This is a genomic window from Pseudomonas sp. B21-009, assembly GCF_024749345.1.
Taxonomy (GTDB): Bacteria; Pseudomonadota; Gammaproteobacteria; order Pseudomonadales; family Pseudomonadaceae; genus Aquipseudomonas.
Genome location: NZ_CP087199.1, coordinates 97,475 through 122,500 on the forward strand (window position 1 = coordinate 97,475; position 25,026 = coordinate 122,500).

Genomic DNA, 25,026 nt, shown 5'->3' on the forward strand with positions numbered 1-25,026 from the left:
AGTTCTTGGGGTGTCGCGATCACGGTGAATGAGCGTCGTCCGGCACGCTGTCGAGCAGCAGGCCGCCAGTATCGGCGCCGCCCAATACCACATAGGCACTGCTGCAGAACAAGGAGTTCAATCGTTTCATGTCGGCGATCAGCTCCAGGTGCAACGAACTGGTCTCGATACTTTGCACCACTTTACGTTGCAACCGGCTGACATGGGCATGGGCCAGGCGCCGCTCCTGGGCGCGGAAGCGGCGTTTTTCCCGCAGCAGTTGGCGGGCGCTTTCCGGGTCGGCGCTGAGAAACACCGACAGGCCCAGGCGCAGATTGGACAGCAACTGGCTGTGCAGGCCGGTCAGTTCTTCCAGGCCCACCTCGGAAAACTCGCGGCGCTGCGAAGTCTTCTGCTGCTGGACCTTGCGCAGCATGCGCTCGATGAGGTCGGCAGCCAGCTTGAGGTTGATCGCCAGCTCAATGATCTCCGCCCAGCGCCGGCTGTCCTGCTCGCTGAGGTCTTCGCGGGGCATTTGCGCCAGGTACAGCTTGATGGCGTTGTACAGCGCCTCGACGTCCTCGCCCAGGCCGCGCATCTGCTGGGTCATGGCGGTCTGGGTACCGCGCAACACGTTGAGCATGGCATCGAGCATGCTGTCGACCAGGTCGCCCATGCGCAGGGTTTCGCGCACCGCGTTGGCCAGGGCCAGGCTTGGCGTGGTCAGTGCGGTCGCGTCGAGGTGACGCGGACGGGCGCGGCCGTTGGCTTCTTCGCGCTCGGGCAGCAACCATCTGCACAGGCGGCCCATGGGCGTCACCGTCGGCAACAGGATCAGGCAGCGCAGGGTGTTGTAGAGCAGGTGAAAGCCGATCACCAGCTCCTGGGGGCTGAAACTCAGGCTGTCCATCCACGCCACCAGCGGATGCAGCACGGGAATGATCAGCACCAGGCCGATCAGCTTGTACAGCAAGCTGCCCAGTGCCACCTGGCGCCCGGCGGCGTTTTGCATGCTGGTGCTAAGAAAGGCCAGCAGGCCGCTGCCGATGTTGGCGCCAATGACCAGGCCGATGGCCACCGGCAGGCTGATCAGCTCGGCGCCGGCCAGGGTGGCGGTGAGCAGCACGGCGGCAAGGCTGGAGTAGGAAATCAATGCGAACAGGGCGCCGACCAGGGCATCGAGGAGGATATCGCCGGTCAGCGAGGCGAACAGTACCTTCACCCCCTGGGCATGGGTGATCGGCGCCGCCGCTTCGACGATCAGCTGCAGGGCGAGGATGATCAGGCCCAGGCCGATACCGACGCGGCCCAGTTGCCCGGCGCGGGTCTGCTTGCGGGAAAGAAAGAAGATTACCCCGAGAAAGATCAGCAGCGGCGACAGCCATGACAGGTCAAAGGTCAGCACCCGCGCCATCAGCGCGGTACCGACATCGGCGCCGAGCATGATCGCCAGCGCCGGGGTCAGGCCCATCAGGCTCTGGCCGACGAACGAGGTCACCAGCATCGCCGTGGCGTTGCTGCTTTGCACCATCGCCGTCACCAGGATGCCGGCGATAAACGCAAGCGGGCGCTTGGACATGTTCTGGCTCAGCACCCGGCGCAGGTTCGAGCCGTACACCCGCAGGATACCGGTACGCACGATGTGCGTGCCCCAGATCAGCAACGCCACGGCGGAAAGCAGATTGAGCAGGGTCAGCATTGAAAAGGCCCCCTGTTGTGCGCCCCAGCGGGGCAAATGGATGATGCCGTGAGCCTGTCCTGCTGCCAGGCGGTTTTTCCCAGTGCTCACTTAAGCTGTAGTCGGCCAATGGCCGTGGCGCCAGCATCGCATAGCCACGCCAGCCTTTGAAACAAAACTGTCATGACGCAAGATGAAAAAAGGGCCCTGCGCAGGGCCCTTTTCACCAGCACCGGGATTACTGACCCGGGATGTCCTTGCGAAGTTTCACCGGATCGCTCTGTTGCTTCTTCTTGGCCATGGCCGTGCGCATCTTGATGTTGATCGCCTCGACCGCCAGCGAGAACGCCATGGCGAAGTAGACGTAGCCTTTGGGTACGTGAACGTCGAAGGATTCGGCAATCAGCACGGTCCCGACCACGATCAGGAACGACAGGGCGAGCATCTTCAGTGACGGGTGCTTGTCGATGAAGTTACTGATGGCGCCGGCGCAGAGCATCATCACCAGCACCGCGACGACGATCGCGGCGATCATCACCGGTACGTGGGAAACCATGCCCACCGCGGTAATCACCGAGTCTAGGGAGAAGACGATGTCGATGATGGCGATCTGGATGATGGTGTAGAAGAACTTGCCGCCGGCGCCGCTTGGCTCGTCGCTGGTTTCGTCTTCACCTTCCAGGCCGTGGTAGATCTCCTGGGAGCTTTTCCACAACAGGAACAGGCCGCCGAAGAACAGGATCAGGTCGCGCCCGGAAATACCCTGGCCGAACACCACGAACAGGTCGGCGGTCAGGCGCATGACCCAGGTGATCGACAGCAGCAGGAGGATGCGGGTGACCATGGCCAGCGCCAGGCCGAAGATCCGGGTGCGCTGCTGCATGTGCTTGGGCATGCGGCTGACCAGGATCGAGATCATGATGATGTTGTCGATACCGAGAACGATCTCAAGCGCCGTCAGAGTAAAAAGGCAACCCAGATCTCTGGGCTGGTCAGCCATTCCATGTGTATTCCTTCGAACGATGTAAGCACAACGCCCCAGGCGATGGGGCGCGGCAGCGGTTAGGTGATTCTGTTGTCTTATAGGCTACTGAACAGGGGGAAAATTCCCATGAGCAGCGCGGCGAGCATTATGCACAGGCAGATCAGCACTGCCCACTTCAGGGTGAAGCGCTGATGATCGCCGAACTCGATGCCGGCCAGGGCCACCAACAGGTAGGTAGAGGGTACCAGCGGGCTGAGCAGATGCACGGGTTGGCCGACGATCGACGCGCGGGCCATTTCCACCGGCGAGATGCCATAGTGGCTGGCCGCTTCCGACAGTACCGGCAACACCCCGTAGTAGAAGGCGTCGTTGGACATGAAGAAGGTGAACGGCATGCTTACGACTGCGGTAATCACCGCCAGGTAAGGCCCCAGCGCATCAGGAATGACCGCCAGCAGGCTCTTGGACATGGCATCGACCATGCCGGTGCCGGAGAGGATGCCGGTGAAGATACCGGCGGCAAAAATCAGCCCGGTCACCGCCAGCACGCTGCCCGAATGGGCGGCGATACGGTCTTTCTGCTGCTGCAGGCACGGATAGTTGACGATCATGGCGATACTGAAGGCGATCATGAACAGCACCGGCAGCGGCAGCAGACCCATGATCAGCGAGACCATCAGCACGGCGGTCAGCGCGCCGTTGAACCACAGCAGTTTCGGGCGACGGGCGTCGGGGAACTGCGAAACGCTGATTTCGCTGTGATCGATCTCATCACCGGGCAGGTGCAGTTCACCCAGGCGCGCGCGTTCCCGCTTGCCGTAGGCGTAGGCAATCGCCAACAGGGCGACGACACCAGCGAGCATCGCCGGAATCATCGGTACGAAGATGTCCGAGGGGTCGACATGCAGGGCGCTGGCGGCGCGCGCGGTCGGGCCACCCCAGGGGGTCATGTTCATGATGCCGCCGGCAAGGATGATCAGGCCGGCCATGATCCGTGGGCTCATGCCCAGGCGGCTGTACAGCGGCAGCATGGCGGCCACGCAGATCATGTAGGTGGTGGCGCCGTCGCCATCCAGCGACACCACCAGGGCCAGCACGGCAGTGCCGACCGAGACTTTCAGCGGGTCGCCCTTGACCAGTTTGAGGATCTTGCGCACGGCCGGGTCAAACAGGCCGGAGTCGATCATCAGGGCGAAATACAGGATCGCGAACATCAGCATGACCCCGGTCGGCGCCAGTTTGCTGATGCCTTCGAGCATCATCGGGCCGATCTTGGCGGAAAAACCACCGAACAGGGCGAACAGGATCGGTACCAGGATCAGCGCGATCAAGGCCGACAGGCGCTTGGTCATGATCAGGTACATGAAGGTGATGACCATGGCAAAGCCGAGGAAGGTCAGCATGGGAGTACTCCAGGCGTAGCGCGGCGAAGGAAGAACGATTCGGGCGGATCAGCGCACAGGGCGCAGCGCGTGGAATAACGGAGGGATTGCTGCAGGGAGGCGGGCGTAGGAAAGCATCAGTATCACCATTGTTGTTGTTAATTGGGCCGGGCGCCGCATGCAACGAACGGGGCCCTGGCTGACCGGTCTTGTGCCGGTAGTGGTGGCAATCCTAAGGTGGGAAGCTTTCAGCCAGCTTTCGCTGGCCCAAAGCCGACGAGAGGTGCATTGTTGGTTATCAGCCTGTAGGCAACAGGAGGGAGCGATGAGTGATACGTACGAAGGCGGCTGCCATTGCGGCGCCCTGCGCTACCGGATTCAAGGTCCGTTGACGGATGTTGCCCACTGCCATTGCTCGGTGTGCCGACGGGTCAGTGGTGGTTTGCTGATCACCTGGCTGACGGTGAGTTGCGAGGATTTCCAATGGTTGAGCGGTACGCCGCAGCGCTACGACTCGTCTGCCAGTTGCGTGCGCTATTTCTGCAGCCGGTGCGGGGCGCATGTGGCGCTGACCACCGATCTGAGCCCGCAGAGCATCGATGTTACCGTGACCACTCTCGACCAGCCGCAGCTGGCGGCACCGAACCGACATATCTGGATCGATAGCCGCCTACCCTGGTTGCACCTGGACGAGCATCTGCCCGGCGAGCCCGGGGAGACGCTCTAGGCGTTCAGCGGCTTACTCGATGATCACCCCGCCCAGGCCCTTGGGAGTGTTGAACGACTGACCGCGCAGCTGTTCGGCCTGGCGCAGGATGATCTGCGCCTGACGGTTGCCCGGATCCTGGCTGAGCACCCGGTTGGCCAGTGAGCGCGCGGTGGCGCCGTCGCGGCGGGCCAGGGCACTGCGCGCCTGGCTCAGCTGCTGGCCCACCAACCCGGCGTTGGCTGCCGGCGCCACCGGTCGTTGCACCGGCCGGGCAACAGGTGCCACCCGCGGCTGTACTGGGGGTGCCGAGCGCGCCTGCTGCTCCAGCTGTTGCTGGCGTTTGGCAAGCTGGGTCTGTTCGTCATGAAGCTGTTGCTCCTTGGCCGCCAGCTCACGGGCTTGCTGCTCGCGCTGCGCCTGTTCGGCTGCTGCCTTGCGCGTTGCTGCAGCGCTTGCGGCAGCGGCGGCGGCCTGGGCTTGGGCCTGCTGATCGCGTTGCTGACCCTCTAGCCCGGCCTGTGCGCGTTGCAGCAAGCTGATGGCGCGCGGGTCCTTGCTTTCGATGCGCAGGGCGCTTTCGGCCTTTTCCAGTGCGCAGTTGTACTGGTTCAGGCGCAGGCAGCCCTGCCCTGCGGCCAGTTCTGCCTCGAACTGCTGCAAGGCCTTGCGAGCGTTCATCTGATAGGCCGCATAACCACCCACCGCAACCAGCACGGCGATGGCCAGCGCGGCCTGGCGCGCGACATTGCGTGGTTTGCTCACCTGGGCCACGACCGGCGCTTGCGGCGGCGCGGTGGCTGCCACGGCGCGCTCGATCTCGGCGCTGGAGATGGTCACTTGCCGTGGCGGCTCGGGCGCTTTGGCCACCGGTGCTGGGGCTGTCGGCGTTTCGCTCGCGACAGCGACCGCTGCCATGGCTGCCGGAGCGGCAACCGGTGCGCTGGTCACCACCTGGCTGCTGGCACCGCAATATGGACAGAACAGCACCGGGCCACACAGGGCCTTGCCACACTCGCCATTGGCGCAGTTGAGGGGGAAGGCCGGTTTTTTCGCAGATGCGGACATAGGGCTCAGGCCTTCCTCAGTTCACAGGCGGTGGTGCCATCGGCGCGACGGGCGGTGGCGTGCCTACCGGCGGCGCCGCAGCAGGGGCCGGGGCAAACAGATGGGCAAGCTCGAGGATCTGTCCGGCGCTCAGCCAGGCGGCCATGCCTTCGCGCCACAGCAGGCTGTCGCGGGTGATCTGGCCGGTTTGCACATACTGCTGCAGCTGGCTGCTGGTGTACGGGCCGTAGTTGCTGCCAGCCACGCTCAGGTGATAGCTGAACTGCGGCGTAGCCACCGGTGGCGGCGCGATACCGGCAACACCTGGCGGTGGCGCAGCCATGCCCGGCATCGGTGCCGGTGCGGCGCTGGCGGACGGCTGGAACAGCGCGTCGAGCCAGCCGCTGCTGAAGCACTCCTTGCGCAGGGTGCGTTTTTCGCTGTGCTCGTCATGCACTTCGTCGCGATAGACGTCGGCGCGTGAGCCGTTGACCGGTTCGGCGAATTGCTCCAGCAGCGCTCGCGCCTGCTCTACCAGGCGTTCCGCGGTATCCGGGGCCTGGCGCTTGAGGCGGTTGTCGTACTCGTTCTTCAGCAGCTCAGCGATCTTGTACGGGAAGGTCTGGTACAGCGACGACACCCCAAGCTCGTTCTGGCGCATCTGCGGCTTGTAGGCGCCGCGGCGCAGGTCTTCGAACAGCGCGACCATGGCCGCCAGCTGCTGCGGGCTGCGCAGTTGCTCGTAACGCTGGCGCAACTGGTCTTCGATGTCTTTGCGTTGCACCTGGTTCAGACCGTTCTGACGGATCGCGAACTCGTCACCGATGCTGAAGTAGTCCTGGTCGATCATCAGCTCGTAACGTTCCGACGGGTTGCGCCGCAACACCCCAACGGCCACCGCGTGCAGGTACAGCTTGAAGTCTTCGGCGAACTGGCGGTACTGCTCCTGGGTGAACTGGATCGGCTGTACGAACTGGCTGATACGCTTGTGGCTGTGCAGCGGAATCGTCGTGCTTTCCTTGCGGTAGCTGGCCAGGTAGGTCGGCAGCGGGGTCAGGGCCGGCAGCGGGAAGCCGCTCAGCTCAGTGAAGCAGATCAGCTTGCCCGGGGTGCCGGACTCGACGAACTGGATCTGCCCGGCAGTCATGCCGGTGCCCTGCGGCAGGCACTGGGCGAGCATGGCGCCGTAGGTGCGCTTGAATTCGTTGGCATCCTGCACGCCCACCAGGCAGGTGTAGCGGTCCTTGACGATGCCGAAGCCGCCGGTGAGGTTCAGCGGCGCCCAAGGCATGGCCCGTTGCAGTAGCTGACGGAATTTTTCCCGCTGTTCGTCCGGGGTCAGCGCGGCCAGGGCGCTGAGCAGCGGGTCGATGCCCTGGTTTTGCTTGGGCAACTGCTGCACGGCCTTGCTGCGCAGTTTGCCCAGCAATTCTTCCTGGCCCTCTTCGTCCTGCAGTTTGCCGAACAGCACCTTGGAGCCGCCAAAGTCCTTGAAGGCGTCTTTGGCCCACTCGCGCACCTGGGCGCCATCGACGACCTGTTCCTCGCTGCTTTGCACCAGCGCCAGCGGGATCAGGGTGGCGTGTTTTTCCTTGATGCTGGCGTCGATCTTGCTGATATCGGTTTCGATCCGGCGCAACAGCTGGTCAACCGCATTGCGTCCGTCCTGCAGGCGGCCAACGAAGCCGTTCCATACTGCACGGCCGCTGTGGTCGACCGACTCCTTGCGGCCCAGCCACTCGGACAGCTCGCGCAGCAGTTGCGCCGCTTCACGGGCAGCGACATGGCGCACGTAGAACAGCAGGCTGTCGCGCAAGGTGTCCTTGACCTGGGTGAGTACGGTCTCGGCCTGTTTGTCCTTGCCGCTCAGGCGGGCCATCAGGCCGCCGCCGGTGGTTTCCTTGAGGCGTTCGAACTCGCGGGCCAGCTCCGAGGACTCCAGCTTCTCGGCCAGTTCCTTGAAGCGCGCGGCGTTCTTTTCCAGCGCCGGGATGATCCCGCTGCCTTCGTTTTCGAGGCGGTCCTTGAGCATCTCGACCAGCGCCAGGGTGTAATCCAGGCCGCCCCGCTCATCGTCGTCCAGGCGCCGGAAGAGTTTTTCCGGCAGGGCGTCTTCGCGTACCAGTTCGGCCAGGCGGCGCTGGCGGTTTTCCTTGATGCGCACTTCGTGGTTGCGCTCGGCGCTGTCGATGTTGCTGCCCTTGGTGTCGCGCTCCAGCTGCTGCTGGATTTCACGCACGTGGGTCAGCCACTGGTCCTTGTCGGCGCCGCCATTTTGCAGGCGCTCGAAGAGCATCTCGACCTTTTGCTCGATCTGCGCGGTGACGCTGTTGTCGCCCTCGACCAGCAGCAGGTCGTCAGCCACCTGATAGTGGGTGAACTCACCGGTGGCCAGGGTCAGCTCGACCTTGGAAAGGAAGTCCGGCAGCTCGGTGAAGGTGCGCGCAGTGACGTTCAGTTGCTCGCGCAAAAAGTCATCGCGCTCGCGGTCGGTTGGCCGGTTGTCGTTGGCCGCGGCGTTGGCGATGCCGAAGAAGGCCTTGAGCATCTGCTGCACCTGACGGCTCAGGCGCACGTTCTGCCGTGCATCGATCTGGGTGTCGAGCACCGCCTGGCCCAGCGCGGAGTACGAGCACGGGAAGCGCAGCTCGGTATCGTCGCCGTAGTCCTGCGGCAGGCGCACGGTGTAGGAGCGGATCTTGTGCTGGTTCTGGTTGACCGCGATCGAGCGCTTCTTGTTGGCGAAGTCCTGGGAGGTGAAGTCGGTGAACAGCACGTCCGACAGCATCTCGTAGATGTCTTCCTGGTCGCTGGTCTTGGCCTGGGCGACGTTGCTGTTGTCGACGATGTAGACGTCGTCGTACGGACGGCTGTCGATGAACAGGTTGTCGGTTGCGTCCCAGTGCTTGACCAGGCGGTTGCCGCGCATGCTGGTTTCCAGCTCCATCAGTGCCGCGTAGCCGTTGGCCTGCACGCGCTCGGTGTTGAAGGCATGGAAGCCGCCGGGGAGGACGAAGAACAGGTCGACCTTGCCGGCAATGTTGTTCTCCTTGAGGATCGCCTTGGCCAGGTAACCCATGTCGAGGAACGAGCCGGAACCGGTGCCGCCGGCGGCCGAACCGCTGATGACGATGCGGATCTTGCCCGGGTCGATTTCCAGGCCGAGCTTTTTCAGCTTGTCGGCATGGCCACCGATGTTGGCCAGCAGGCGGTTGACCTTGTCGCGCAGCTTGTCGCGGATCACCGGGTACTTGTCGTAGAAGTACAGGCGCGACAGCGCGCGGATCTGCCCGGCACCCTTGGACGGGTCGATACCCAGGGCGCGAATCTTGTCCGGGGTCAGCGGGAACCACTCGGCCACTTCCCGGTGGCGGTTGAGCTCGTCCATCGAGTGGGTGTATTTGCTCAGGTTGAGCGGCTCGATGATCTTCTCTTCGGAGGTGAAGGCGACCTGCTCGGCGAGCACGTCGGTCTTGATCGACTTGCCGTCCTGAGTGACTTCGCCGGCATCCAGGTCGAAGTTGACGAACTGCACCAGGGGGAAATCGGCAATCTGCTGAACCTGGTTGTTGCCGCCCCAGATCGCATTGAGAATGCGCCGGCGCAGGCGGATGTTCACCTTCATGCCGGTACCGCCCAGGGCGATGAACAGCGTCGGGTGGATCTTCTCGCTGACCGCGTTCAGCGCCGCCGGGCCGGAAGGTTGTGCATTCTCGTTCATCTTCAAACTCCATGAGCCCTGGCTGGGCTGGCCGAGTCAGCTCGGCGTACTAAATCCATCATCGGTTGAAGCGTCAGGCCTGGCCTGACGCGGGCGCAGCAATCCTGGCTCAGCGTTTGGCCGAGAAGGTCATCAGCCAGGCCACCAGCGAAATGCCGGCCACGCCCGCCAGTGGCGCCAGGTACAGCGGGGTGAGGAACTGCCCGGAGTTGATTACTGCCAGCACCGCCATGGCCGAAACCAGCAGCAGGCCGAGGAACAGGAACCAGCCAGAGGCGTTGGCACGGCTTGGCGCCACGCGCTCACGCACGCGCCAGTTGGCGTAGGCGTTCTTGATCACGAAGAAGATCAACGCCAGCACCACCAACACGGCCACGCCGACCAGGGCATCGCGGCTGTCGACTTTTTTCGGGCCCAGGTCCAGCACTGGCGTCGGCACGCTCAGGGTGGAGGTGCTGGTGGCCGGAGCGGCTTCGTTTTCTACTGGGGCTGGCAGGGAGCTGGTTTGGGTCATGACAGGGTCCTAAGGTTATTTGAGGCGCACGGCGACGTCGGCGGCGAGCTTTTCAAGGGTGGCGCCGAACAGGCCGCGCTTTACCGTCGCGACTTTGTTCTGCCGGGCGTCGTAGACGCTGGCGCTGCTGAACGGCTTGAGCGGGTACTGCTGGGCCACGCCTTCGACCATGACCGTGACCGGCTTCTTGCCGCCGACCAGGCTCTTGGCCAGCAGCAGGCCGAACAAGGCGAACACGAACAGGGCCAGCAACAGCAGCACCGGGCCCAGCGGGTAGCTGATCTGCAACACGATCGGCAGGCGGGTAGCCGAGGCGCTGGCCTCGCTGGAGGGCAGGAACACGTCCGGCAAGGCATCGTTGGGGAACAGTTCGTTCATGCGCTCGATGAACTGCTGGGAAATCTGCAACTGCTGTTCGCTCAGGCGCACTTCGATGGCGCCGGCACGCTGGTAGCCGCTGGACAGCAGCACTTCGCTGGACCACTGCGAAGGCAGCGGTGGCAATTGCAGGCTGATCGACAGCTCTTCGGAGCGGGCGCCTGGCTCGAGGTTTTCGATGCGGTCCAGGGAGATCGACGACTGCAGGGCTTCGCCCGGCATATCGAGGCTCATCGCGACCTTGGCCGAGTGGATCTGGTAGGGGTTGAACTGGTTCTCGAAGCGGCCCAGCAGCACCGCGGTTTTCGGCGAGCCGTCGACATCGATGTTGAGCACCACGGTTTGCTGGTCGGGTGCGAGCTCGGCGCTGACGTCCGGGGTGTCTTTTACCCCGGTCGGAATAAAGCGCACGGCCGCCTGGGTCAGTGGCTTGAGGCGCACCCCGGCGTCTTTGAGCAGTGTTGCCAGGGCCGGCTGGGCCAGCACCTGCTCGAGCGCGGCACCGGCGTTGGCACCATAGGCCAGGGCGTAGATCATCAGGCCGTTAGCCTCGAAATTGCTGCTTTTGACCGGCATCTTCTGCGGGAAGGCGGCGATGCGGCTGATCACTGCTTCCTTGTGCAGCAGGTCGTAGAACTCGCGGTTCTTGAGCTGGGTTTCGTTGCTGTTGTTGGGGCTGTTCTTGTTGTTGGTGACGATCCAGATGATGCCTTCGCGCCCTTCCAGGCCGGTGTTGATCGCCGCCAGCAAGGCTTCCTTGAAGTCGGTGTCGGCATAGGCGCCGCTGGCCTTGCGGGCCAGGCTCAGGGCATTGACGCTGTCGGCGAGCTTGGCGTGGGTGCCTGGCCCGCGGTATGTCCATTGCGGCGAGGGGTGGCTGCTGTCGGCCTGGTTGAAGGCACCAATCACCACTTCGCCGCTGCCGGCGGCGCTGGCAGCCAGTTGCGTGACCAGCGGTTTGAAGCCCGAGGCCGGGTCGAGGTAGAACGGCTCCATCCAGCCGGAGTTCTGTACCAGCAACACCTGGCGCAGTGGCGCCGCATGGGCGCTTATGCAGACCAGGCTCAGGACGAGCAGCAGGCTGTGGCGTAGCAGGCGGTTCAGGCGTTCCATCGGTAAAGCGCTCCAGTCGAATCGATGTACAGCCACAGGGCGTTGTCGTAGCAGAACCACTGCGCGTTCCACGGTTGCGCCACCTTCAGCAGCAGGCTCAAGGCCGGCTGGCCGATGCGCTCAAGGCAGTACTCGGTCTCGACGGGCTGCTCATTGCCGAAGAACTGCTGCAGGCTCGAGGGCCAGCGCACCCGGCACGACAGCAGGTGCGGGTTGTCGCTGAACTCGATGAACGGGTACACCACTTCGCGGTCGGCGGGGTTGTTGTCGACGTCGTGTTCACCCCACGGGGCGTCCAGGCGCACGTTGAACATGTAGTTCAGCTGCCCGGTGCTCAGGCGCGAGCCTTTGACTTCCTTGCGCTCGTCGGAGTCCAGGCGCAGGCAGTACTGCTCGCTGCCTTCGAACAGTTGCTGCCAGATGCCGTAGCCATTGACGAACGGCGGGCCATATTCGGGGCGCGCCTGGGCGCCGGGCGGCCAGCTCAGCCATTGGGCTTCGAGGCTTTCACCGAGCTTGACGCTCAAGTAGCCGTGGGCGCCGATCCACAGCAGGCGCCGCGAGGCCGGGTCGCGCAGCGGCGCCGAGAGATTGTGCAGGTGTTGCGGATTGGCCAGGGCAATCGGGTGTGCGAGCCACTGATCATTCTGGCGGGCGACCACGCAGAAGCTGCCATCGGGCATCTGCTGGGGAATCAGCACCTGCTCTTCAAGTTCGCCGGGGGCGGCGATAGCGCGGCCAGGGCAGCGCTCCAGGTGGTAGCGGCCAGCGAGCGGATCGACGCGCACTTCAGTCGCGCCCTCGTCACAAGCCAGCAGCAGATGTTGCTGGCTGCCCTGCTCGCGCAGGCTCACGCCCCAGGCCCAGCTTTGCAGGCTGCAGCGACCGATCGGGGTGCTGTGCGGCAGCACTCCGACCCATTCTTCGGCCTTGCGCTGCCAGCGGAACAGGCTGCCATCGCGCGCCAGCGCAAACAGCGCCTCGCGATGGCCGCCGAGGTTGGCGACGAGGAAATTCAAACCGTTGCTGCGTGGCAGCTGGTCGAACTTGCGCGCGGCATTGAGGTTGCGCGGGCTGGCGCGATCAAGGCGCTGGTACACGGCGGCGACAGTCTGCTCGGCAGCGTCGAGCTTGCAACTGCCCTCCACCACCCGCCGGCCGCTACCGTTGCCATAAGGTGGCAACCAGCGCTGCTGGAGAGCGTAACGAACAGGTTCAAGGGGCGCGCCGGTCTGCGGGCAATGGCGGAAGCTGGCCGGCAGCCAGGACTGCCCGTCAGGCGCTTGCTGCGCCCCGACGAGGAAATCCAGGTCAGGCTGATCGCCTTCCAGCGCCTTGCCAGCGACGTGGGTCAGGGAGAACCTGCCGTGGGCATCCTGCAACCAGCGTTGCCCATCCAGCGACCACTCGTACTCGCGGTCGTCTCCGACTACGTCCATATAATCCCACCATGCCAACGGTCGTTCGTGCGCAGCCCTGCCCTTCACAGCCAGGCTGTCACGTCGATAGAAAGAGATTTTGCGAGAGGCCCCGAAGCGAGGCCTTCATCTAGCAAAATGGCATCAAAACGCCATTTTTATAGCGGCGAAATAGTGGCACAGACAGTTACAAAGTCAACCACCGGCTCAGGGCAATTGCAGCCCGCCTGCGGCTTTGTGCAATGCGCGCAGGTGTTCGCCGACCTGCTTGATGTTGGCCTCGACCGCTTTGATTTGCGCGGCGCGGTCCGGGCCGAGCAAGGCCCGCACCTCTTTGTCGAGGTCGGCACTGAGGGTTTGCAGCTGTTTTTGCCGCTGGCGGGTTTCGCTCAGCAGTTTCTCGCGCTCGCTGGCCTGGGGCAGACCGTAGCCGCTGCTGCCCAGCAGTTCGGCCGGGCGGCTGAGAAAGCCGCTGTTGGCGAGAATCTGCTGCAGGGTGTTGTTGGCCTTGCCGACGCTGGCGTCGTTGCGCTCGCGCCCGCTCAGGTAGCGCTGCTTGACCTCGTCCTGGGCCAGCAGCAATTGGCGGCGCAGGCTGGCTTGTTCAAGCAGCAGCAACGCTGCGCTGGTACGCAGGTCGGCCTGGGCAAACCACGGCTGGCGCTGTTCGGCCGATTGCTCGAGCCAGGCCTCGACGCTGTCCTGCTTGATCGGCAGTTGCTTTTTCAGCACCAGGAACATGGCCTGGTAGCGGTCGCGGTAGGAGTCGAAGCGATAACCCAGGCGCAGTGCCTCGCGCGGATCATCGAGGACGCTGACATCAGCCAGGCCGCGACCTTCGAGCACTTCGAGCAAGCCATTGGGGACGATGCTGTCCAGGTCGTTCAGGCGCGGGTTGGCAGTACCGCTGCGTAACAGCTTGAGGGTTTCGACCGCACAGTTGTTCGACAGGAAGTAATAGTTGCCGTCGTAGCTCCAGTGCATCTCGGCGGCCTGGCGCACCAGGCTTTCCAGCTCGTCGCGGTTGAGCTTGAGCGGAATCGAGGCCAGGCTGCGCAGTTCGGTCTTGGTGTACTCGTCGATCACCTGCGCCAGTGGCAAGACGAACAGCCGCGACGGATAGGCGCCGGTCAAGCCGTCCCAGCTCGACAGCTGCACGTCGTTGACGAACGCCCGGTACGACAGCACCAGGTGCTGGTCCAGGTCCAGGCGGCAGTCCGGCCCGCGTGGGCGCCCGGGGGCGCAGATGACCAGGCGCAACATGCTGTGGCCCCAACGGCTGACCCAGTTCTGATTGGCTTCGGCCAGCAGGTAATCCACCGCGTAGACGCGCTCGGGGTTGATCTCGCCCAGCGGCGATTTGGCAAAGTCGTTGCCGGCATTGAGGAACGGCAAGGCGCCCGGGCACGCTGGATGTTCGGGTGCCCAGTCGAAATGGGCTTTCAGGTAGGCCTGCAAGGCCGGGCGGCGGCAGGCAAAGCTTGGGTCAAGGAGGAAGTACTCCATGTTGACCGCAATGAATTCCTTGGGGCTGCTCAGCTCATAACTGTCGGGGCTGCGCGCCACCTGGCGGTTGTGCTGCTCGCGCTCGCCACGGCGGCCGACATATTGCGGCCAGCCGGCCAGGTCGAGCAGTCGCGGATCATCGCTGAGGGTAAAGCGGCGTTCGGTCTGGCCGCGGCACTGCTCAGGCAGGCCGATTTTGCCCTGGCTGTTCTGCTGTCGGGTGCAACGGGTGATCAGCTGTCGCTCGGCACCCTGCCACAAACGGGCGCGATCATAGATGTGGGTCAGCTCATGCAGGACGGTGGCCAGCAACTCCTGGCGCACGGTGCCGTGGGGGCGGCCGGTCTTCTGGGTGGCAGCGCTGCCATCGGCAAGGCCCGGCAGCAGGCGGCTGTTGAGCTCCAGGGTGGAAACCAGCGACGCCTGGCCATAGGCATCGGCCGGCATACGGCTGCTCCAGCTGACCTGGATACGTCGGTCAAGGCGAGTCTTGAAGCTTGGTGGCAGGGCCTGCAGGGCTTCGTCCAGCAATGCCTGGCTGGCCTGCTGTTGCTGCGGGCTCAAACCGTCGGCCTGCAGAGCCAGTTGCAGGTCGGCCAGTGCCGGGCTGCCGCACAGTATCAGCAGGCAGCCCAGCAGCCAGGCACGCATTGGCTTCACAGGGCGAGAATGGCTTCAGCCAGCACCTGGTCGCTGGCCTGGCGCGCTTCTGGCACACGCTGGCGCAGGGTATCGAAGGCGGCTTCGAGTTGCGCACCACGGATCTCGCCACGGCTGGCGACGTAGCTGGCGGCATCATCGCGGGCTTCGCGCACGACTTTCGAGTCGCGAATCGAGGTGGTGGTGTCGGAGGTGAAGTCGATCGAGCGGCCAAAGGCGCGAACGATGATGTTGCTGGTGGCCACCAGGGTTTGTGCCTGGGCCACATCGGCCAACAGCAGAAGGCCAAGGGTGGCGGCAATCAGCGGGTTACGCATGGAGCATCTCCGGGAGAACAGAAGTAATCATTGGACGAGAATTGCCTGTGCCAGTTCAAGGTCGCTGGCATGAAGTTCCGGGTTGGCCTGGCGCAACTGCTGCAGTGCTGCCTCAAGGCGCGCGCCCCGCCATCGGCCATCGCTGGCGACAAAAGCGGCGGCATCGTCATGGGCGGCCAGCAGCAGTTTGCGATCGAAGGGCACCGACGTCACTTTGCTGGTGACGTAACCACTGACGACAAGGTTGTTGGTGGTCAGGTCCAGCGCCTGGGCGGCGCTGCTCCAGCACACCACGAGCAACAGCAATGACAGATAACGCATGGGTCTCGAACGGCAGCTGAATCAGGCGGCAAAGGCTATCCCAATGCGCCGGTGAGGACCAGCGCAGAGGGCCCGGCTTAGTTGCACGTTGTTACATGCACGGCCGGGAACGAGCGGCTTCAGAGCGCCAGGATGGCCTGTGCCAGTTGCGCGTCGCTGGCCTGCAGGCTTGGGGTCTGCTGGCGAATGTGGGCGAAAGCGCTCTCCAGTTTCGCGCCGCGGATGTCACCGTGGCTGGCAACGAAGCTGGCAGCGTCGTCACGGGCGGCCTGGACGATCTTGTCGTCACGGAACGAGGACGACACATCGGAAGTTGCATCGGTGGAGGCGGCAACACCACGAACGACGGTATCGGTGGTGACGACGAAGCTGGTGGCGTTGGCAGTCGAAGCCAGGGCCAGCAGCAGCGCGGCGCCAAACAAGCGTGAATGGAACATGGTCGATCTCCTGGATAGGCTTTTGGTGGTTCTTATGTCAGACGCACGCTCAGCTTGTTGCGCTACTTTTTACCAAGCTGGGTACGTTAAGGGTATCACGCGGGTGTAATCCGCGGCTTGGACCGGATCGTAGCAAGATTTATCAACTGTACCTGTCAATTTAATTAAATTAAAAATTGTACTGGTATGTTGTTCAGCCGCTCTATTTCGGGCCTTTAAACGACAAAACCCGTCAGCAGTCACCTGCGACGGGTTTTGGGGAATTCGTGGTGCCGGCCTTGGCCGGCGAGCCCTGCATTAACGCCAGAAAGGCTTGCTCAGCTCTTCGTAGCGTTGTGCTTCGCTGATACCGGCATCAGCCAGCAGACGCGAGTCCAGGCGAGCCAGTTGGTGGCGGCTGGCAATGCGGCGTTGCCACAGCATCAGGTTGGCCAGCAGGCGCAGTGGCAGCGAGGCCTTGGATTGTTCGGCGGTGTTTTCGAAAACCAGATCGGAACTGAGGGTACGTTCCATGATGTCATCCTTCCGCTTGTGGCGGCATTAGGTAGTGATTTAACTGATGCCAATGATCCTCCTCTGTCGTCCATAACAGTAGATACAGTTCACCTGCATTGTGATGGGCCAGTTAACTGTTTTAGACGACTGTTGCACTCGGAATAGGCGCAACTGTACTGGTCAGCACTGAAATGGTGCATTTTTGATCAGAGAAGGGACAAGAGGATGAAAAATGGCGGTGAAATCACCGGTACAGTAGAACAGTTTTTGTCTGGATAAATAAATCAGTTACCCGACCGGTTGGCATTGCGCACAACCGGCCGGTCACTGTGCAGGTCAGCCGGCGAGCATGCGCCCGGTTTCTTCCAGGTTTTCGTGCCAGGCCAGGGCTTCGCGCAGGATGTGCGGGGTGTGGCCGCCGCGTTCGCAGGCGCGGGTGAAGTAGTCGTTCAGCGCCTCGCGGTAATCCGGGTGCACACAGTTGTCGATGATCACCCGCGCACGCTCGCGTGGCGCCAGGCCGCGCAGGTCAGCCAGGCCCTGCTCGGTGACGAGGATATCGACGTCGTGCTCGGTATGGTCGACGTGGCTGACCATCGGCACCACGCTGGAAATCGCCCCGCCCTTGGCAATCGACTTGGTGACGAAGATCGCCAGGTGCGCGTTGCGGGCGAAGTCGCCCGAGCCACCGATGCCGTTCATCATCCGCGTGCCGCAGACGTGGGTGGAGTTGACGTTGCCGTACAGGTCGAATTCAAGCGCGGTGTTGATGCCGATGATGCCCAGGCGGCGGACCACTTCAGGGTGGTTGGAGATTTCCTGCGGGCGCAGGACCAGTTTGTCCTTATAGCGCTCCAGGTTACCGAAGACGTCGGCGTTGCGGCGGGTCGATAGGGTGATCGAGCTGCCCGAGGCGAAGCTCAGCTTGCCGGCGTCGATCAGGTCGAAGGTCGAGTCCTGGAGTACTTCGGAGTACATGGTCAGGTCTTCGAACGGCGAGTCGATCAGGCCGCACATCACCGCGTTGGCGATACTGCCGATACCGGCTTGCAGCGGGCCGAGCTTGTTGGTCATGCGCCCGGCGTCGACTTCCTGCTTGAGGAAGTTGATCAGGTGGTTGGCGATGCCTTGGGTTTCGTCGTCTGGCGGCAGTACGGTGGACGGCGAGTCCGGCTGCTCGGTGATGACGATGCCGACGATCTTGGCCGGGTCGATCGGGATTGCGGTGCTGCCGATGCGGTCATCGACTTTTACCAGCGGGATCGGCGTACGGGTCGGACGATAGGTCGGGATATAGATGTCGTGCAGGCCTTCCAGGTTGGCGTTGTGCGCCAGGTTGATCTCGACGATCACCTGTTTGGCGAAAATCGCGAAGCTGGCCGAGTTGCCCACCGAGGTAGTCGGCACGATGTGGCCTTGCTCGGTGATGGCGACCGCTTCAATCACCGCGATGTCCGGCAGCTTGAGCTGCTGGTTGCGTAGCTGCTCGACGGTTTCCGACAGGTGCTGGTCAATGAACATGACCTCGCCGGCGTTGATCGCCTTGCGCAGGGTGCTGTCGACCTGGAACGGCATGCGCCGGGCCAGCACGCCGGCCTCAGTCAGTTGCTTGTCGAGGTCGTTGCCCAGGCTTGCGCCGGTCATCAGGCTGATTTTCAGTGGCGACTGCTTGGCGCGTTCGGCCAGTGCATGGGGCACCGCCTTGGCTTCACCGGCGCGGGTAAAACCGCTCATGCCGACGGTCATGCCGTCCTCGATCAGGCCAGCGGCATCAGCCGCACTCATTACCTTGCTGTGCAGGGAGGACAAGCGGATACGATCACGGTACATGGATTGTTATCTCGGGCTACTAAAGCTAGATGCGCAGTCTAGTGTTTTCGCCTGGCTTCGTCCCGCGACCAAGGTCGAATGCGAAGCCCTGAAATAGAGCCTTCTGTCGGCTGGCCGGGCATGAAAAAGCCCCAGCCGGTACCGCGCTGGGGCTATTTGTCACAGCCGTTTGAACGGCTTATTCGACCGCTTTGACCATGTCTTCGATGACCTTCTTGGCGTCGCCGAAGACCATCATGGTCTTGTCCAGGTAGAACAGCTCGTTATCCAGGCCGGCGTAGCCGCTGGCCATCGAGCGCTTGTTGACGATGATGGTCTTGGCCTTGAACGCCTCGAGGATCGGCATGCCGGCAATTGGCGACTTCGGATCGTTCTTCGCCGCCGGGTTGACCACGTCGTTGGCGCCCAGCACCAGCACCACGTCGGCCTGGCCGAACTCGGAGTTGATGTCGTCCATCTCGAACACCTGGTCGTATGGCACTTCGGCTTCGGCCAGCAGTACGTTCATGTGCCCGGGCATGCGCCCCGCCACCGGGTGGATCGCGTACTTCACGGTCACGCCGTTGTGGGTCAGCTTCTCGGTCAGCTCTTTCAGCGCGTGCTGGGCACGGGCCACCGCCAGGCCGTAGCCGGGGACGATGATCACGGTGTCAGCGTTGCTGAGCAGGAAGGTGGCGTCGTCGGCCGAGCCGGATTTCACCGGACGGGCTTCCTTGGCACCGGCCGGGCCGGCCGCTTCTGTCGCGCCGCCGAAACCGCCGAGGATCACGTTGAAGAACGAACGGTTCATCGCCTTGCACATGATGTACGAGAGGATCGCACCAGACGAACCGACCAGGGAGCCAGCGATGATCAGCATTGAGTTGTTCAGCGAGAAGCCGATACCGGCTGCCGCCCAGCCCGAGTAGCTGTTGAGCATCGACACCACCACCGGCATGTCGGCGCCGCCAATCGGGATGATGATCAGCACGCCCATGACGAACGCCAGGATCAGCATCAGGGCGAAAGCGCTGTAGCTGCCGGCGAAGGTGAACACCAGGCCCAGGCCAATGGTGGCAAGGCCCAGGACCAGGTTCAGCTTGTGCTGGCCGCTGAACTGTACCGGTGCGCCCTGGAACAGGCGGAACTTGTACTTGCCCGAGAGCTTGCCGAAGGCAATGACCGAACCTGAGAAGGTGATCGCACCGATGGCGGCGCCGAGGAATAGCTCAAGGCGGTTACCGGTAGGGATCGGGTCGCTGATGCTGGCAACGATGCCCAGCGATTGCGGCTCGACCACCGCGGCAATGGCGATGAACACCGCGGCCAGGCCGATCATGCTGTGCATGAAGGCGACCAGTTCGGGCATCTTGGTCATTTCAACGCGCTTGGCCATGATCGAGCCGGCAGTACCACCGATTAGCAGACCGACAATCACGTAGCCGATGCCGTCGGTAGCCAGCTCTGCGCCCAGCTTATAGATGAGGCCGACGGTGGTGATCACCGCCAGGGCCATGCCGAGCATGCCGAACAGGTTGCCGCGCCGCGAGGTGGTCGGGTGCGACAGGCCCTTGAGTGCCTGGATGAAGCACACCGAGGCGACAAGGTAGAGAAGTGTTACCAGGTTCATGCTCATGTTTACTTCTGCCCCTCTTGCTTCGCTGCGCCCTTGCCTGGGGCTTTCTTCTTGAACATCTCCAGCATGCGCCGGGTGACGAGGAAACCGCCGAATACGTTGACCGCTGCCAGGGCCACCGCGAGGGTGCCCATGGTTTTGCCCAGCGGCGTGACGGTCAGCGCGGCAGCCAGCATGGCGCCGACGATGACGATGGCGGAGATGGCGTTGGTGACCGCCATCAACGGCGTGTGCAGTGCCGGGGTGACGTTCCAGACCACGTGGTAACCGACATAGATCGCCAGCACGAAGATGATCAGGTTATAGACGCCGTGAGAGATCAGCATGTCTTCCATTGTCTGGCTCCTTATCCGTTCTTGCGGATGACCTGGCCGTCGCGGCACATCAGGCACGCGGCGACGATGTCGTCTTCGAGGTTGATCGTCAGCGCGCCGTCCTTGTCGAACAGCAGCTTCATAAAGTCGAGCAGGTTGCGTGCATACAGCGCCGAGGCGTCCGCACCGACCTGCGCTGGCAGGTTGGTCGGGCCGACGATGGTCACGCCCTGCTCCACCACCACCTGGTCGGCGACGGTCAGCGGGCAGTTGCCACCCTGGGCTGCGGCGAGGTCGATGACCACCGAGCCGGGTTTCATCTGCGCCACGGTCTCGGCGCTGAGCAAGGTCGGAGCCTTGCGGCCAGGGATCAGTGCGGTGGTAATGACGATATCGGCCTGCTTGGCGCGCTCGTGCACCGCCAGGGCCTGACGCTGCATCCAGCTGGCCGGCATGGGCCGGGCGTAGCCGCCGACACCTTCGGCGCACTCGCGCTCTTCATCGGTCTCGTAAGGGACATCGATGAACTTGGCGCCCAGCGACTCGATCTGCTCCTTCACCGCCGGACGCACGTCCGAGGCTTCGATCACCGCACCCAGGCGCTTGGCTGTGGCGATAGCCTGCAGCCCGGCTACACCGGCACCGAGGATCAGCACGCGCGCAGCCTTAACAGTACCGGCAGCGGTCATCAGCATCGGCATGAAGCGCGGATAGTGGTGAGCCGCCAGCAACACTGCCTTGTAACCGGCAATGTTGGCCTGCGACGACAACACATCGAGGCTTTGCGCCCGCGAGGTACGCGGCGCCGCTTCAAGGGCAAAGGCGGTGATGCCGCGCTCGGCCATCTTGGCGATGGTTTCGTTGTTGAACGGATTGAGCATACCCACCAGCACGGTGCCGCTCTTGATCTGGGCCAGTTCGCTATCGTCAGGGGCTACAACCTTGAGAACCAGCTGAGCTCCAAACGCATCGGCAGCGCTGCCAATAGTGGCGCCTGCTGCTTCATAGGCACTGTCCGGAACGCTGGCATTGATGCCGGCGCCGCTCTGGACGGTGACCTGATGCCCCTGGCCAATCAGTTTCTTGATGGTTTCCGGGGTTGCAGCAACCCGTGTTTCGCCCGTCTGCGTTTCGAGAGGAACACCAATGTGCACGTCATTTCTCCTGCGTGATCTTTTGTTGGTAAACCAGCGCACTGCGGATGGTGCGCTGGGGCGGCCGATCAGCACGATCCCGCCGAATCCAGGCGGGGCGCGGCATTTTGCAGGTGATTCCTGAATCGCTTCAACCAGTTTTGAAGGGTGACGGCAATCAAACTACAAGTCACCCTGTGACCGAATGTCGCAATAACAGGCCTGGAGCCCGCCAAGCGCGGGCTTCAGGGAGATTACGGCAAAATTCGAAAATTTTCCGCCGAATTTGCTGAATGCCTGGCTGAAAGCGCGATTTATGCTGTGAAGGCCGCATAAACAGCAGGGTTAAGGGCTTTTCAGAGGGTGCCTTAAACAGTTGGCCTAAATGCGACATTTCCTTATATCTGTAGGGTTTCAGTTTTATTGACTACGGGGTCAGGTTGTAGCTGTCATCCTTATGGGCTGCGGCGTAGCGCCCCGCCTCCCCTACCAGCCAATCGCGGAAAGCGCGCAGCGAAGCCGACTCCACCTTGCGCTCGGGGATCATCAGGTAATACGCCTTGATGCTCGACAGCGCATGTGGGCTGGCCACCACCAGGCGCCCTTCTGCCAGTTCACGCTGGATCAGGAAGGGTGGAATCAGTGCCACGCCCATCTCGTGCATGGCCGCCTGTGCCAACATCGAGAATAGCTCATAGCGTGGGCCGGTCATGTCACGAGCGACGTTCATTTCCAGGCTGTTGAACCACTGGCGCCAGGCGTAGGGCCGGGTGGTCTGCTGCAGCAGCGGCAGCTGGGCGATCTGCGCGGGGCTCAGTTGCCGGTTGCCGGCCAGCAATGCCGGGCTGCACACCGGCACCGGGTTCTCGCCCATCAGCCGATGGGACTCTGTACCCGACCAGTCGGCATCGCCGAAGTAGATCGCCGCGTCGAAGCTGGTATCGGCAAACAGGAATGGCCGGGTGCGGTTGGTCAGGTTGACCGTGACTTCCGGGTGGCGCTGCTGGAAGTCCTTGAGCCGGGGTAGCAGCCATTGGGTGCCGAAGGTCGGCACCACTGCCAGTTCGATGACGTTGGCGCCCTGCTGGCCCATCACCGATAAGGTGTCACGTTCTACTGCATCGAGCTGGGTGGCGACCCGGCGGCTATAGGAAAGCCCGGCCTCGGTCAGCTTCACCCCGCGGCGCGAGCGGCGAAACAGTTCGACATTGAGAAACTCCTCCAGCCCGGCGATTTGCCGACATACGGCGCCCTGGGTCAGGGACAGCTCCTGGGAAGCCTTGGTAAAGCTCTCGTGGCGGGCGGCGGCCTCGAAGCAGACCAGGGCCGCTGTGCTTGGGATCTTGCGCCGCATGTACATCAACCTCACTAATAGGGCGTAAAGATGGCCTTTGCGGCCATTACGAAGTGAGAAATTATCACAAGAGCATGCGCAATCCTCGTTTGTCTCGTCGCTTGAACGGGCCTAGGATCAATGCACAACAACTCTGGTCCCATTTCTCGAGGATTCGCTCATGGCCGGTAAAGCAAGCTTCAACTGGATCGACCCGCTGTTGCTCGACCAACAGCTCACTGAAGAAGAGCGCATGGTGCGTGACAGCGCTTATCAGTTCGCCCAGGACAAGCTGGCCCCGCGCGTGCTGGAGGCCTTCCGTCACGAGCAGACCGACCCTGCGATCTTCCGCGAGATGGGCGAAGTCGGCCTGCTGGGCGCAACCATTCCCGAGCAGTACGGCGGCAGTGGCCTGAACTACGTGTGCTACGGCCTGATTGCCCGGGAAGTGGAGCGTATCGACTCCGGCTACCGCTCGATGATGAGCGTGCAGTCCTCGCTGGTCATGGTGCCGATCAACGAATTCGGTACCGAGGCGACCAAGCAGAAGTACCTGCCCAAGCTCGCCAGCGGTGAATGGATCGGCTGCTTCGGCCTGACCGAGCCAGACCATGGCTCCGACCCGGGCTCGATGATCACCCGCGCCAAGAAGGTCGACGGTGGCTATCGCCTGAGCGGCAGCAAGATGTGGATCACCAACAGCCCGATCGCTGACGTGTTCGTGGTCTGGGCCAAGGATGACGCCGGCGACATCCGAGGTTTTGTCCTGGAAAAAGGCTGGCAGGGCCTGAGCGCCCCGGCGATTCACGGCAAGGTCGGCCTGCGCGCCTCGATCACCGGCGAAATCGTCATGGACAACGTGTTCGTGCCTGAAGAGAACATCTTCCCCGATGTGCGCGGCCTGAAAGGCCCGTTCACCTGCCTGAACTCGGCACGCTATGGCATCTCCTGGGGGGCCCTGGGCGCCGCTGAAGCCTGCTGGCACACTGCGCGCCAATACACCCTGGACCGCAAGCAGTTCGGTCGCCCGCTGGCCGCCAACCAGCTGATCCAGAAGAAACTGGCCGACATGCAGACCGAAATCACCCTGGCCCTGCAAGGCTGCCTGCGCCTGGGCCGGATGAAAGACGAAGGCACCGCTGCGGTCGAAATCACTTCGATCATGAAGCGCAACTCCTGCGGCAAGGCCCTGGACATCGCCCGTATGGCCCGTGACATGCTCGGTGGCAACGGGATCTCCGACGAGTTCGGTGTGGCCCGTCACCTGGTCAACCTTGAGGTGGTCAACACCTATGAAGGCACCCATGACGTCCACGCGCTGATCCTCGGTCGCGCGCAGACCGGCATTCAGTCCTTCTATTAATAAGGAGCCAGCCATGGGCGCGCTATCTCATCTGCGGGTGCTGGATCTGTCGCGAGTGCTGGCCGGGCCCTGGTCCGGGCAGATACTTGCGGACCTCGGCGCCGAAGTGATCAAGGTCGAGCGTCCGGGCAGCGGCGATGATACGCGCGCCTGGGGGCCACCCTTCCTTAAGGACGCCTACGGCGAGAACACCAGCGAGGCCGCCTACTACCTGGCTGCCAACCGCAACAAGCGCTCGCTGACCATCGACTTCACCCAGCCCGAGGGCCAGCGCCTGGTGCGCGAGCTGGCGGCAAAGTCGGACGTGTTGATCGAGAACTTCAAGGTCGGCGGCCTGGCAGCCTATGGGCTGGACTACGAAAGCCTGAAGGCGCTCAACCCGCGCCTGGTGTATTGCTCGGTCACCGGCTTCGGCCAGACCGGGCCCTATGCCAAGCGCGCCGGCTACGACTTCATGATCCAGGGCCTGGGCGGGCTGATGAGCCTGACCGGGCGCCCGGAGGGTGAAGACGGTGCGGGGCCGGTGAAGGTCGGTGTCGCGCTGACCGACATCCTCACCGGGCTGTATTCGACCGTGGCGATCCTGGCTGCCCTCGCCCATCGTGACCGCGATGGTGGCGGCCAGCACATTGATATGGCGCTGCTCGACGTGCAGGTTGCCTGCCTGGCCAACCAGGCCATGAACTACCTCACCACCGGCACGCCACCGCGGCGCCTGGGTAATGCGCACCCGAACATCGTGCCTTACCAGGACTTCCCTACTGCCGACGGCGATTTCATC

20 protein-coding genes and 1 pseudogene (1 of these 21 running past the window's edge) are annotated in these 25,026 nt (G+C 63.1%); 3 read left to right on the forward strand and 18 right to left on the reverse strand.

Annotated elements, in window-relative coordinates:
• Positions 1-19 precede the first annotated feature (19 nt).
• The 3 genes and pseudogenes from LOY34_RS00485 to LOY34_RS00495 all read right to left on the reverse strand — a co-directional run bounded on the left by LOY34_RS00485 (position 20) and on the right by LOY34_RS00495 (position 4,045).
• Positions 20-1,678 (reverse strand): Na/Pi cotransporter family protein, encoded by a 1,659-nt coding sequence (locus tag LOY34_RS00485; RefSeq protein ID WP_195885389.1) that lies wholly within the window; start codon positions 1,676-1,678, stop codon positions 20-22.
• 217 nt (positions 1,679-1,895) lie between these two features.
• Positions 1,896-2,662, reverse strand: a pseudogene (locus LOY34_RS00490) (TerC family protein).
• A 75-nt stretch (positions 2,663-2,737) separates the two neighbouring features.
• A complete protein-coding gene (locus LOY34_RS00495) occupies positions 2,738-4,045 on the reverse strand; it encodes a CitMHS family transporter (RefSeq protein WP_045200619.1) in 1,308 nt (435 codons plus the stop codon).
• 304 nt (positions 4,046-4,349) lie between these two features.
• On the opposite strand from LOY34_RS00495, the gene LOY34_RS00500 reads away from it, so the two are divergent.
• Positions 4,350-4,751, forward strand: coding sequence for a GFA family protein (locus tag LOY34_RS00500; protein WP_093377550.1), 402 nt, complete (start codon positions 4,350-4,352; stop codon positions 4,749-4,751).
• Between the two features lie 12 nt (positions 4,752-4,763).
• Here LOY34_RS00500 and LOY34_RS00505 read toward each other — a convergent pair whose 3' ends face one another.
• The 15 genes from LOY34_RS00505 to LOY34_RS00575 all read right to left on the reverse strand — a co-directional run bounded on the left by LOY34_RS00505 (position 4,764) and on the right by LOY34_RS00575 (position 22,903).
• Positions 4,764-5,798 (reverse strand): hypothetical protein, encoded by a 1,035-nt coding sequence (locus tag LOY34_RS00505; protein WP_195885390.1) that lies wholly within the window; start codon positions 5,796-5,798, stop codon positions 4,764-4,766.
• 16 nt (positions 5,799-5,814) lie between these two features.
• Positions 5,815-9,498: a tubulin-like doman-containing protein gene (locus LOY34_RS00510; protein ID WP_195885391.1), complete on the reverse strand. Its 3,684-nt coding sequence runs from the start codon at positions 9,496-9,498 to the stop codon at positions 5,815-5,817.
• 109 nt (positions 9,499-9,607) lie between these two features.
• A complete protein-coding gene (locus LOY34_RS00515) occupies positions 9,608-10,012 on the reverse strand; it encodes a hypothetical protein (protein WP_045200613.1) in 405 nt (134 codons plus the stop codon).
• A 15-nt stretch (positions 10,013-10,027) separates the two neighbouring features.
• Entirely contained in the window at positions 10,028-11,503 is a 1,476-nt protein-coding gene (locus tag LOY34_RS00520) for a hypothetical protein (protein ID WP_195885392.1), read from the reverse strand.
• Positions 11,491-12,942: a hypothetical protein gene (locus LOY34_RS00525; protein ID WP_195885393.1), complete on the reverse strand. Its 1,452-nt coding sequence runs from the start codon at positions 12,940-12,942 to the stop codon at positions 11,491-11,493. Before LOY34_RS00525 ends, LOY34_RS00520 begins: the two co-directional genes overlap by 13 nt.
• 186 nt (positions 12,943-13,128) lie before the next feature.
• Positions 13,129-15,087, reverse strand: a complete 1,959-nt coding sequence (locus LOY34_RS00530; protein ID WP_195885394.1) for a DUF4105 domain-containing protein — start codon at positions 15,085-15,087, stop codon at positions 13,129-13,131.
• Positions 15,084-15,404 (reverse strand): DUF2388 domain-containing protein, encoded by a 321-nt coding sequence (locus tag LOY34_RS00535; protein ID WP_010222593.1) that lies wholly within the window; start codon positions 15,402-15,404, stop codon positions 15,084-15,086. The genes LOY34_RS00530 and LOY34_RS00535 overlap by 4 nt, the downstream gene beginning before the upstream one ends.
• Positions 15,405-15,431: 27 nt before the next feature.
• A complete protein-coding gene (locus LOY34_RS00540) occupies positions 15,432-15,725 on the reverse strand; it encodes a DUF2388 domain-containing protein (protein ID WP_195885395.1) in 294 nt (97 codons plus the stop codon).
• A 119-nt stretch (positions 15,726-15,844) separates the two neighbouring features.
• Complete coding sequence (locus LOY34_RS00545) at positions 15,845-16,162, reverse strand: DUF2388 domain-containing protein (RefSeq protein WP_045200598.1); 318 nt, start codon at positions 16,160-16,162, stop codon at positions 15,845-15,847.
• A 297-nt stretch (positions 16,163-16,459) separates the two neighbouring features.
• A complete protein-coding gene (locus tag LOY34_RS00550) occupies positions 16,460-16,675 on the reverse strand; it encodes a DUF1127 domain-containing protein (protein WP_010222590.1) in 216 nt (71 codons plus the stop codon).
• A 318-nt stretch (positions 16,676-16,993) separates the two neighbouring features.
• Positions 16,994-18,487 carry an acetyl-CoA hydrolase/transferase family protein gene (locus LOY34_RS00555; RefSeq protein WP_045200596.1) on the reverse strand — a complete coding sequence of 498 codons (1,494 nt, stop codon included), beginning with the start codon at positions 18,485-18,487 and terminating at the stop codon, positions 16,994-16,996.
• A 178-nt stretch (positions 18,488-18,665) separates the two neighbouring features.
• The gene (locus LOY34_RS00560) at positions 18,666-20,102 is read right to left on the reverse strand and encodes an NAD(P)(+) transhydrogenase (Re/Si-specific) subunit beta (RefSeq protein WP_195885396.1); all 1,437 of its coding nucleotides are present in this window, start codon (positions 20,100-20,102) and stop codon (positions 18,666-18,668) included.
• A gap of 2 nt (positions 20,103-20,104) precedes the next feature.
• Positions 20,105-20,437 carry an NAD(P) transhydrogenase subunit alpha gene (locus LOY34_RS00565; RefSeq protein WP_038997786.1) on the reverse strand — a complete coding sequence of 111 codons (333 nt, stop codon included), beginning with the start codon at positions 20,435-20,437 and terminating at the stop codon, positions 20,105-20,107.
• A gap of 11 nt (positions 20,438-20,448) precedes the next feature.
• Complete coding sequence (locus tag LOY34_RS00570; RefSeq protein ID WP_010222584.1) at positions 20,449-21,570, reverse strand: Re/Si-specific NAD(P)(+) transhydrogenase subunit alpha; 1,122 nt, start codon at positions 21,568-21,570, stop codon at positions 20,449-20,451.
• Between the two features lie 406 nt (positions 21,571-21,976).
• Entirely contained in the window at positions 21,977-22,903 is a 927-nt protein-coding gene (locus tag LOY34_RS00575) for a LysR family transcriptional regulator (protein WP_195885397.1), read from the reverse strand.
• 160 nt (positions 22,904-23,063) lie between these two features.
• Between LOY34_RS00575 and LOY34_RS00580 the strand changes: the two genes are divergently transcribed.
• Positions 23,064-24,245, forward strand: a complete 1,182-nt coding sequence (locus LOY34_RS00580) for an acyl-CoA dehydrogenase (RefSeq protein ID WP_045200593.1) — start codon at positions 23,064-23,066, stop codon at positions 24,243-24,245.
• A 13-nt stretch (positions 24,246-24,258) separates the two neighbouring features.
• A protein-coding gene (locus LOY34_RS00585) for a CaiB/BaiF CoA-transferase family protein (protein WP_045200590.1) crosses the window boundary here: on the forward strand, positions 24,259-25,026 show its 5' portion. It continues 453 nt past the right edge of the window; 768 of the gene's 1,221 nt are visible here — the first part of the coding sequence; it begins with the start codon at positions 24,259-24,261; the stop codon falls past the right edge of the window.

What these genes read in the sequence shown, in the direction of transcription:
- LOY34_RS00485 (WP_195885389.1), bottom strand. Translation starts at nt 1,678, where the DNA reads ATGCTGACCCTGCTCAATCTGCTTTCCGCCGTGGCGTTGCTGATCTGG.
- LOY34_RS00495 (WP_045200619.1), bottom strand. Translation starts at nt 4,045, where the DNA reads ATGCTGACCTTCCTCGGCTTTGCCATGGTCATCACCTTCATGTACCTG.
- LOY34_RS00500 (WP_093377550.1), top strand. Translation starts at nt 4,350, where the DNA reads ATGAGTGATACGTACGAAGGCGGCTGCCATTGCGGCGCCCTGCGCTAC.
- LOY34_RS00505 (WP_195885390.1), bottom strand. Translation starts at nt 5,798, where the DNA reads ATGTCCGCATCTGCGAAAAAACCGGCCTTCCCCCTCAACTGCGCCAAT.
- LOY34_RS00510 (WP_195885391.1), bottom strand. Translation starts at nt 9,498, where the DNA reads ATGAACGAGAATGCACAACCTTCCGGCCCGGCGGCGCTGAACGCGGTC.
- LOY34_RS00515 (WP_045200613.1), bottom strand. Translation starts at nt 10,012, where the DNA reads ATGACCCAAACCAGCTCCCTGCCAGCCCCAGTAGAAAACGAAGCCGCT.
- LOY34_RS00520 (WP_195885392.1), bottom strand. Translation starts at nt 11,503, where the DNA reads ATGGAACGCCTGAACCGCCTGCTACGCCACAGCCTGCTGCTCGTCCTG.
- LOY34_RS00525 (WP_195885393.1), bottom strand. Translation starts at nt 12,942, where the DNA reads ATGGACGTAGTCGGAGACGACCGCGAGTACGAGTGGTCGCTGGATGGG.
- LOY34_RS00535 (WP_010222593.1), bottom strand. Translation starts at nt 15,404, where the DNA reads ATGCGTAACCCGCTGATTGCCGCCACCCTTGGCCTTCTGCTGTTGGCC.
- LOY34_RS00540 (WP_195885395.1), bottom strand. Translation starts at nt 15,725, where the DNA reads ATGCGTTATCTGTCATTGCTGTTGCTCGTGGTGTGCTGGAGCAGCGCC.
- LOY34_RS00545 (WP_045200598.1), bottom strand. Translation starts at nt 16,162, where the DNA reads ATGTTCCATTCACGCTTGTTTGGCGCCGCGCTGCTGCTGGCCCTGGCT.
- LOY34_RS00550 (WP_010222590.1), bottom strand. Translation starts at nt 16,675, where the DNA reads ATGGAACGTACCCTCAGTTCCGATCTGGTTTTCGAAAACACCGCCGAA.
- LOY34_RS00555 (WP_045200596.1), bottom strand. Translation starts at nt 18,487, where the DNA reads ATGTACCGTGATCGTATCCGCTTGTCCTCCCTGCACAGCAAGGTAATG.
- LOY34_RS00560 (WP_195885396.1), bottom strand. Translation starts at nt 20,102, where the DNA reads ATGAGCATGAACCTGGTAACACTTCTCTACCTTGTCGCCTCGGTGTGC.
- LOY34_RS00565 (WP_038997786.1), bottom strand. Translation starts at nt 20,437, where the DNA reads ATGGAAGACATGCTGATCTCTCACGGCGTCTATAACCTGATCATCTTC.
- LOY34_RS00575 (WP_195885397.1), bottom strand. Translation starts at nt 22,903, where the DNA reads ATGCGGCGCAAGATCCCAAGCACAGCGGCCCTGGTCTGCTTCGAGGCC.
- LOY34_RS00580 (WP_045200593.1), top strand. Translation starts at nt 23,064, where the DNA reads ATGGCCGGTAAAGCAAGCTTCAACTGGATCGACCCGCTGTTGCTCGAC.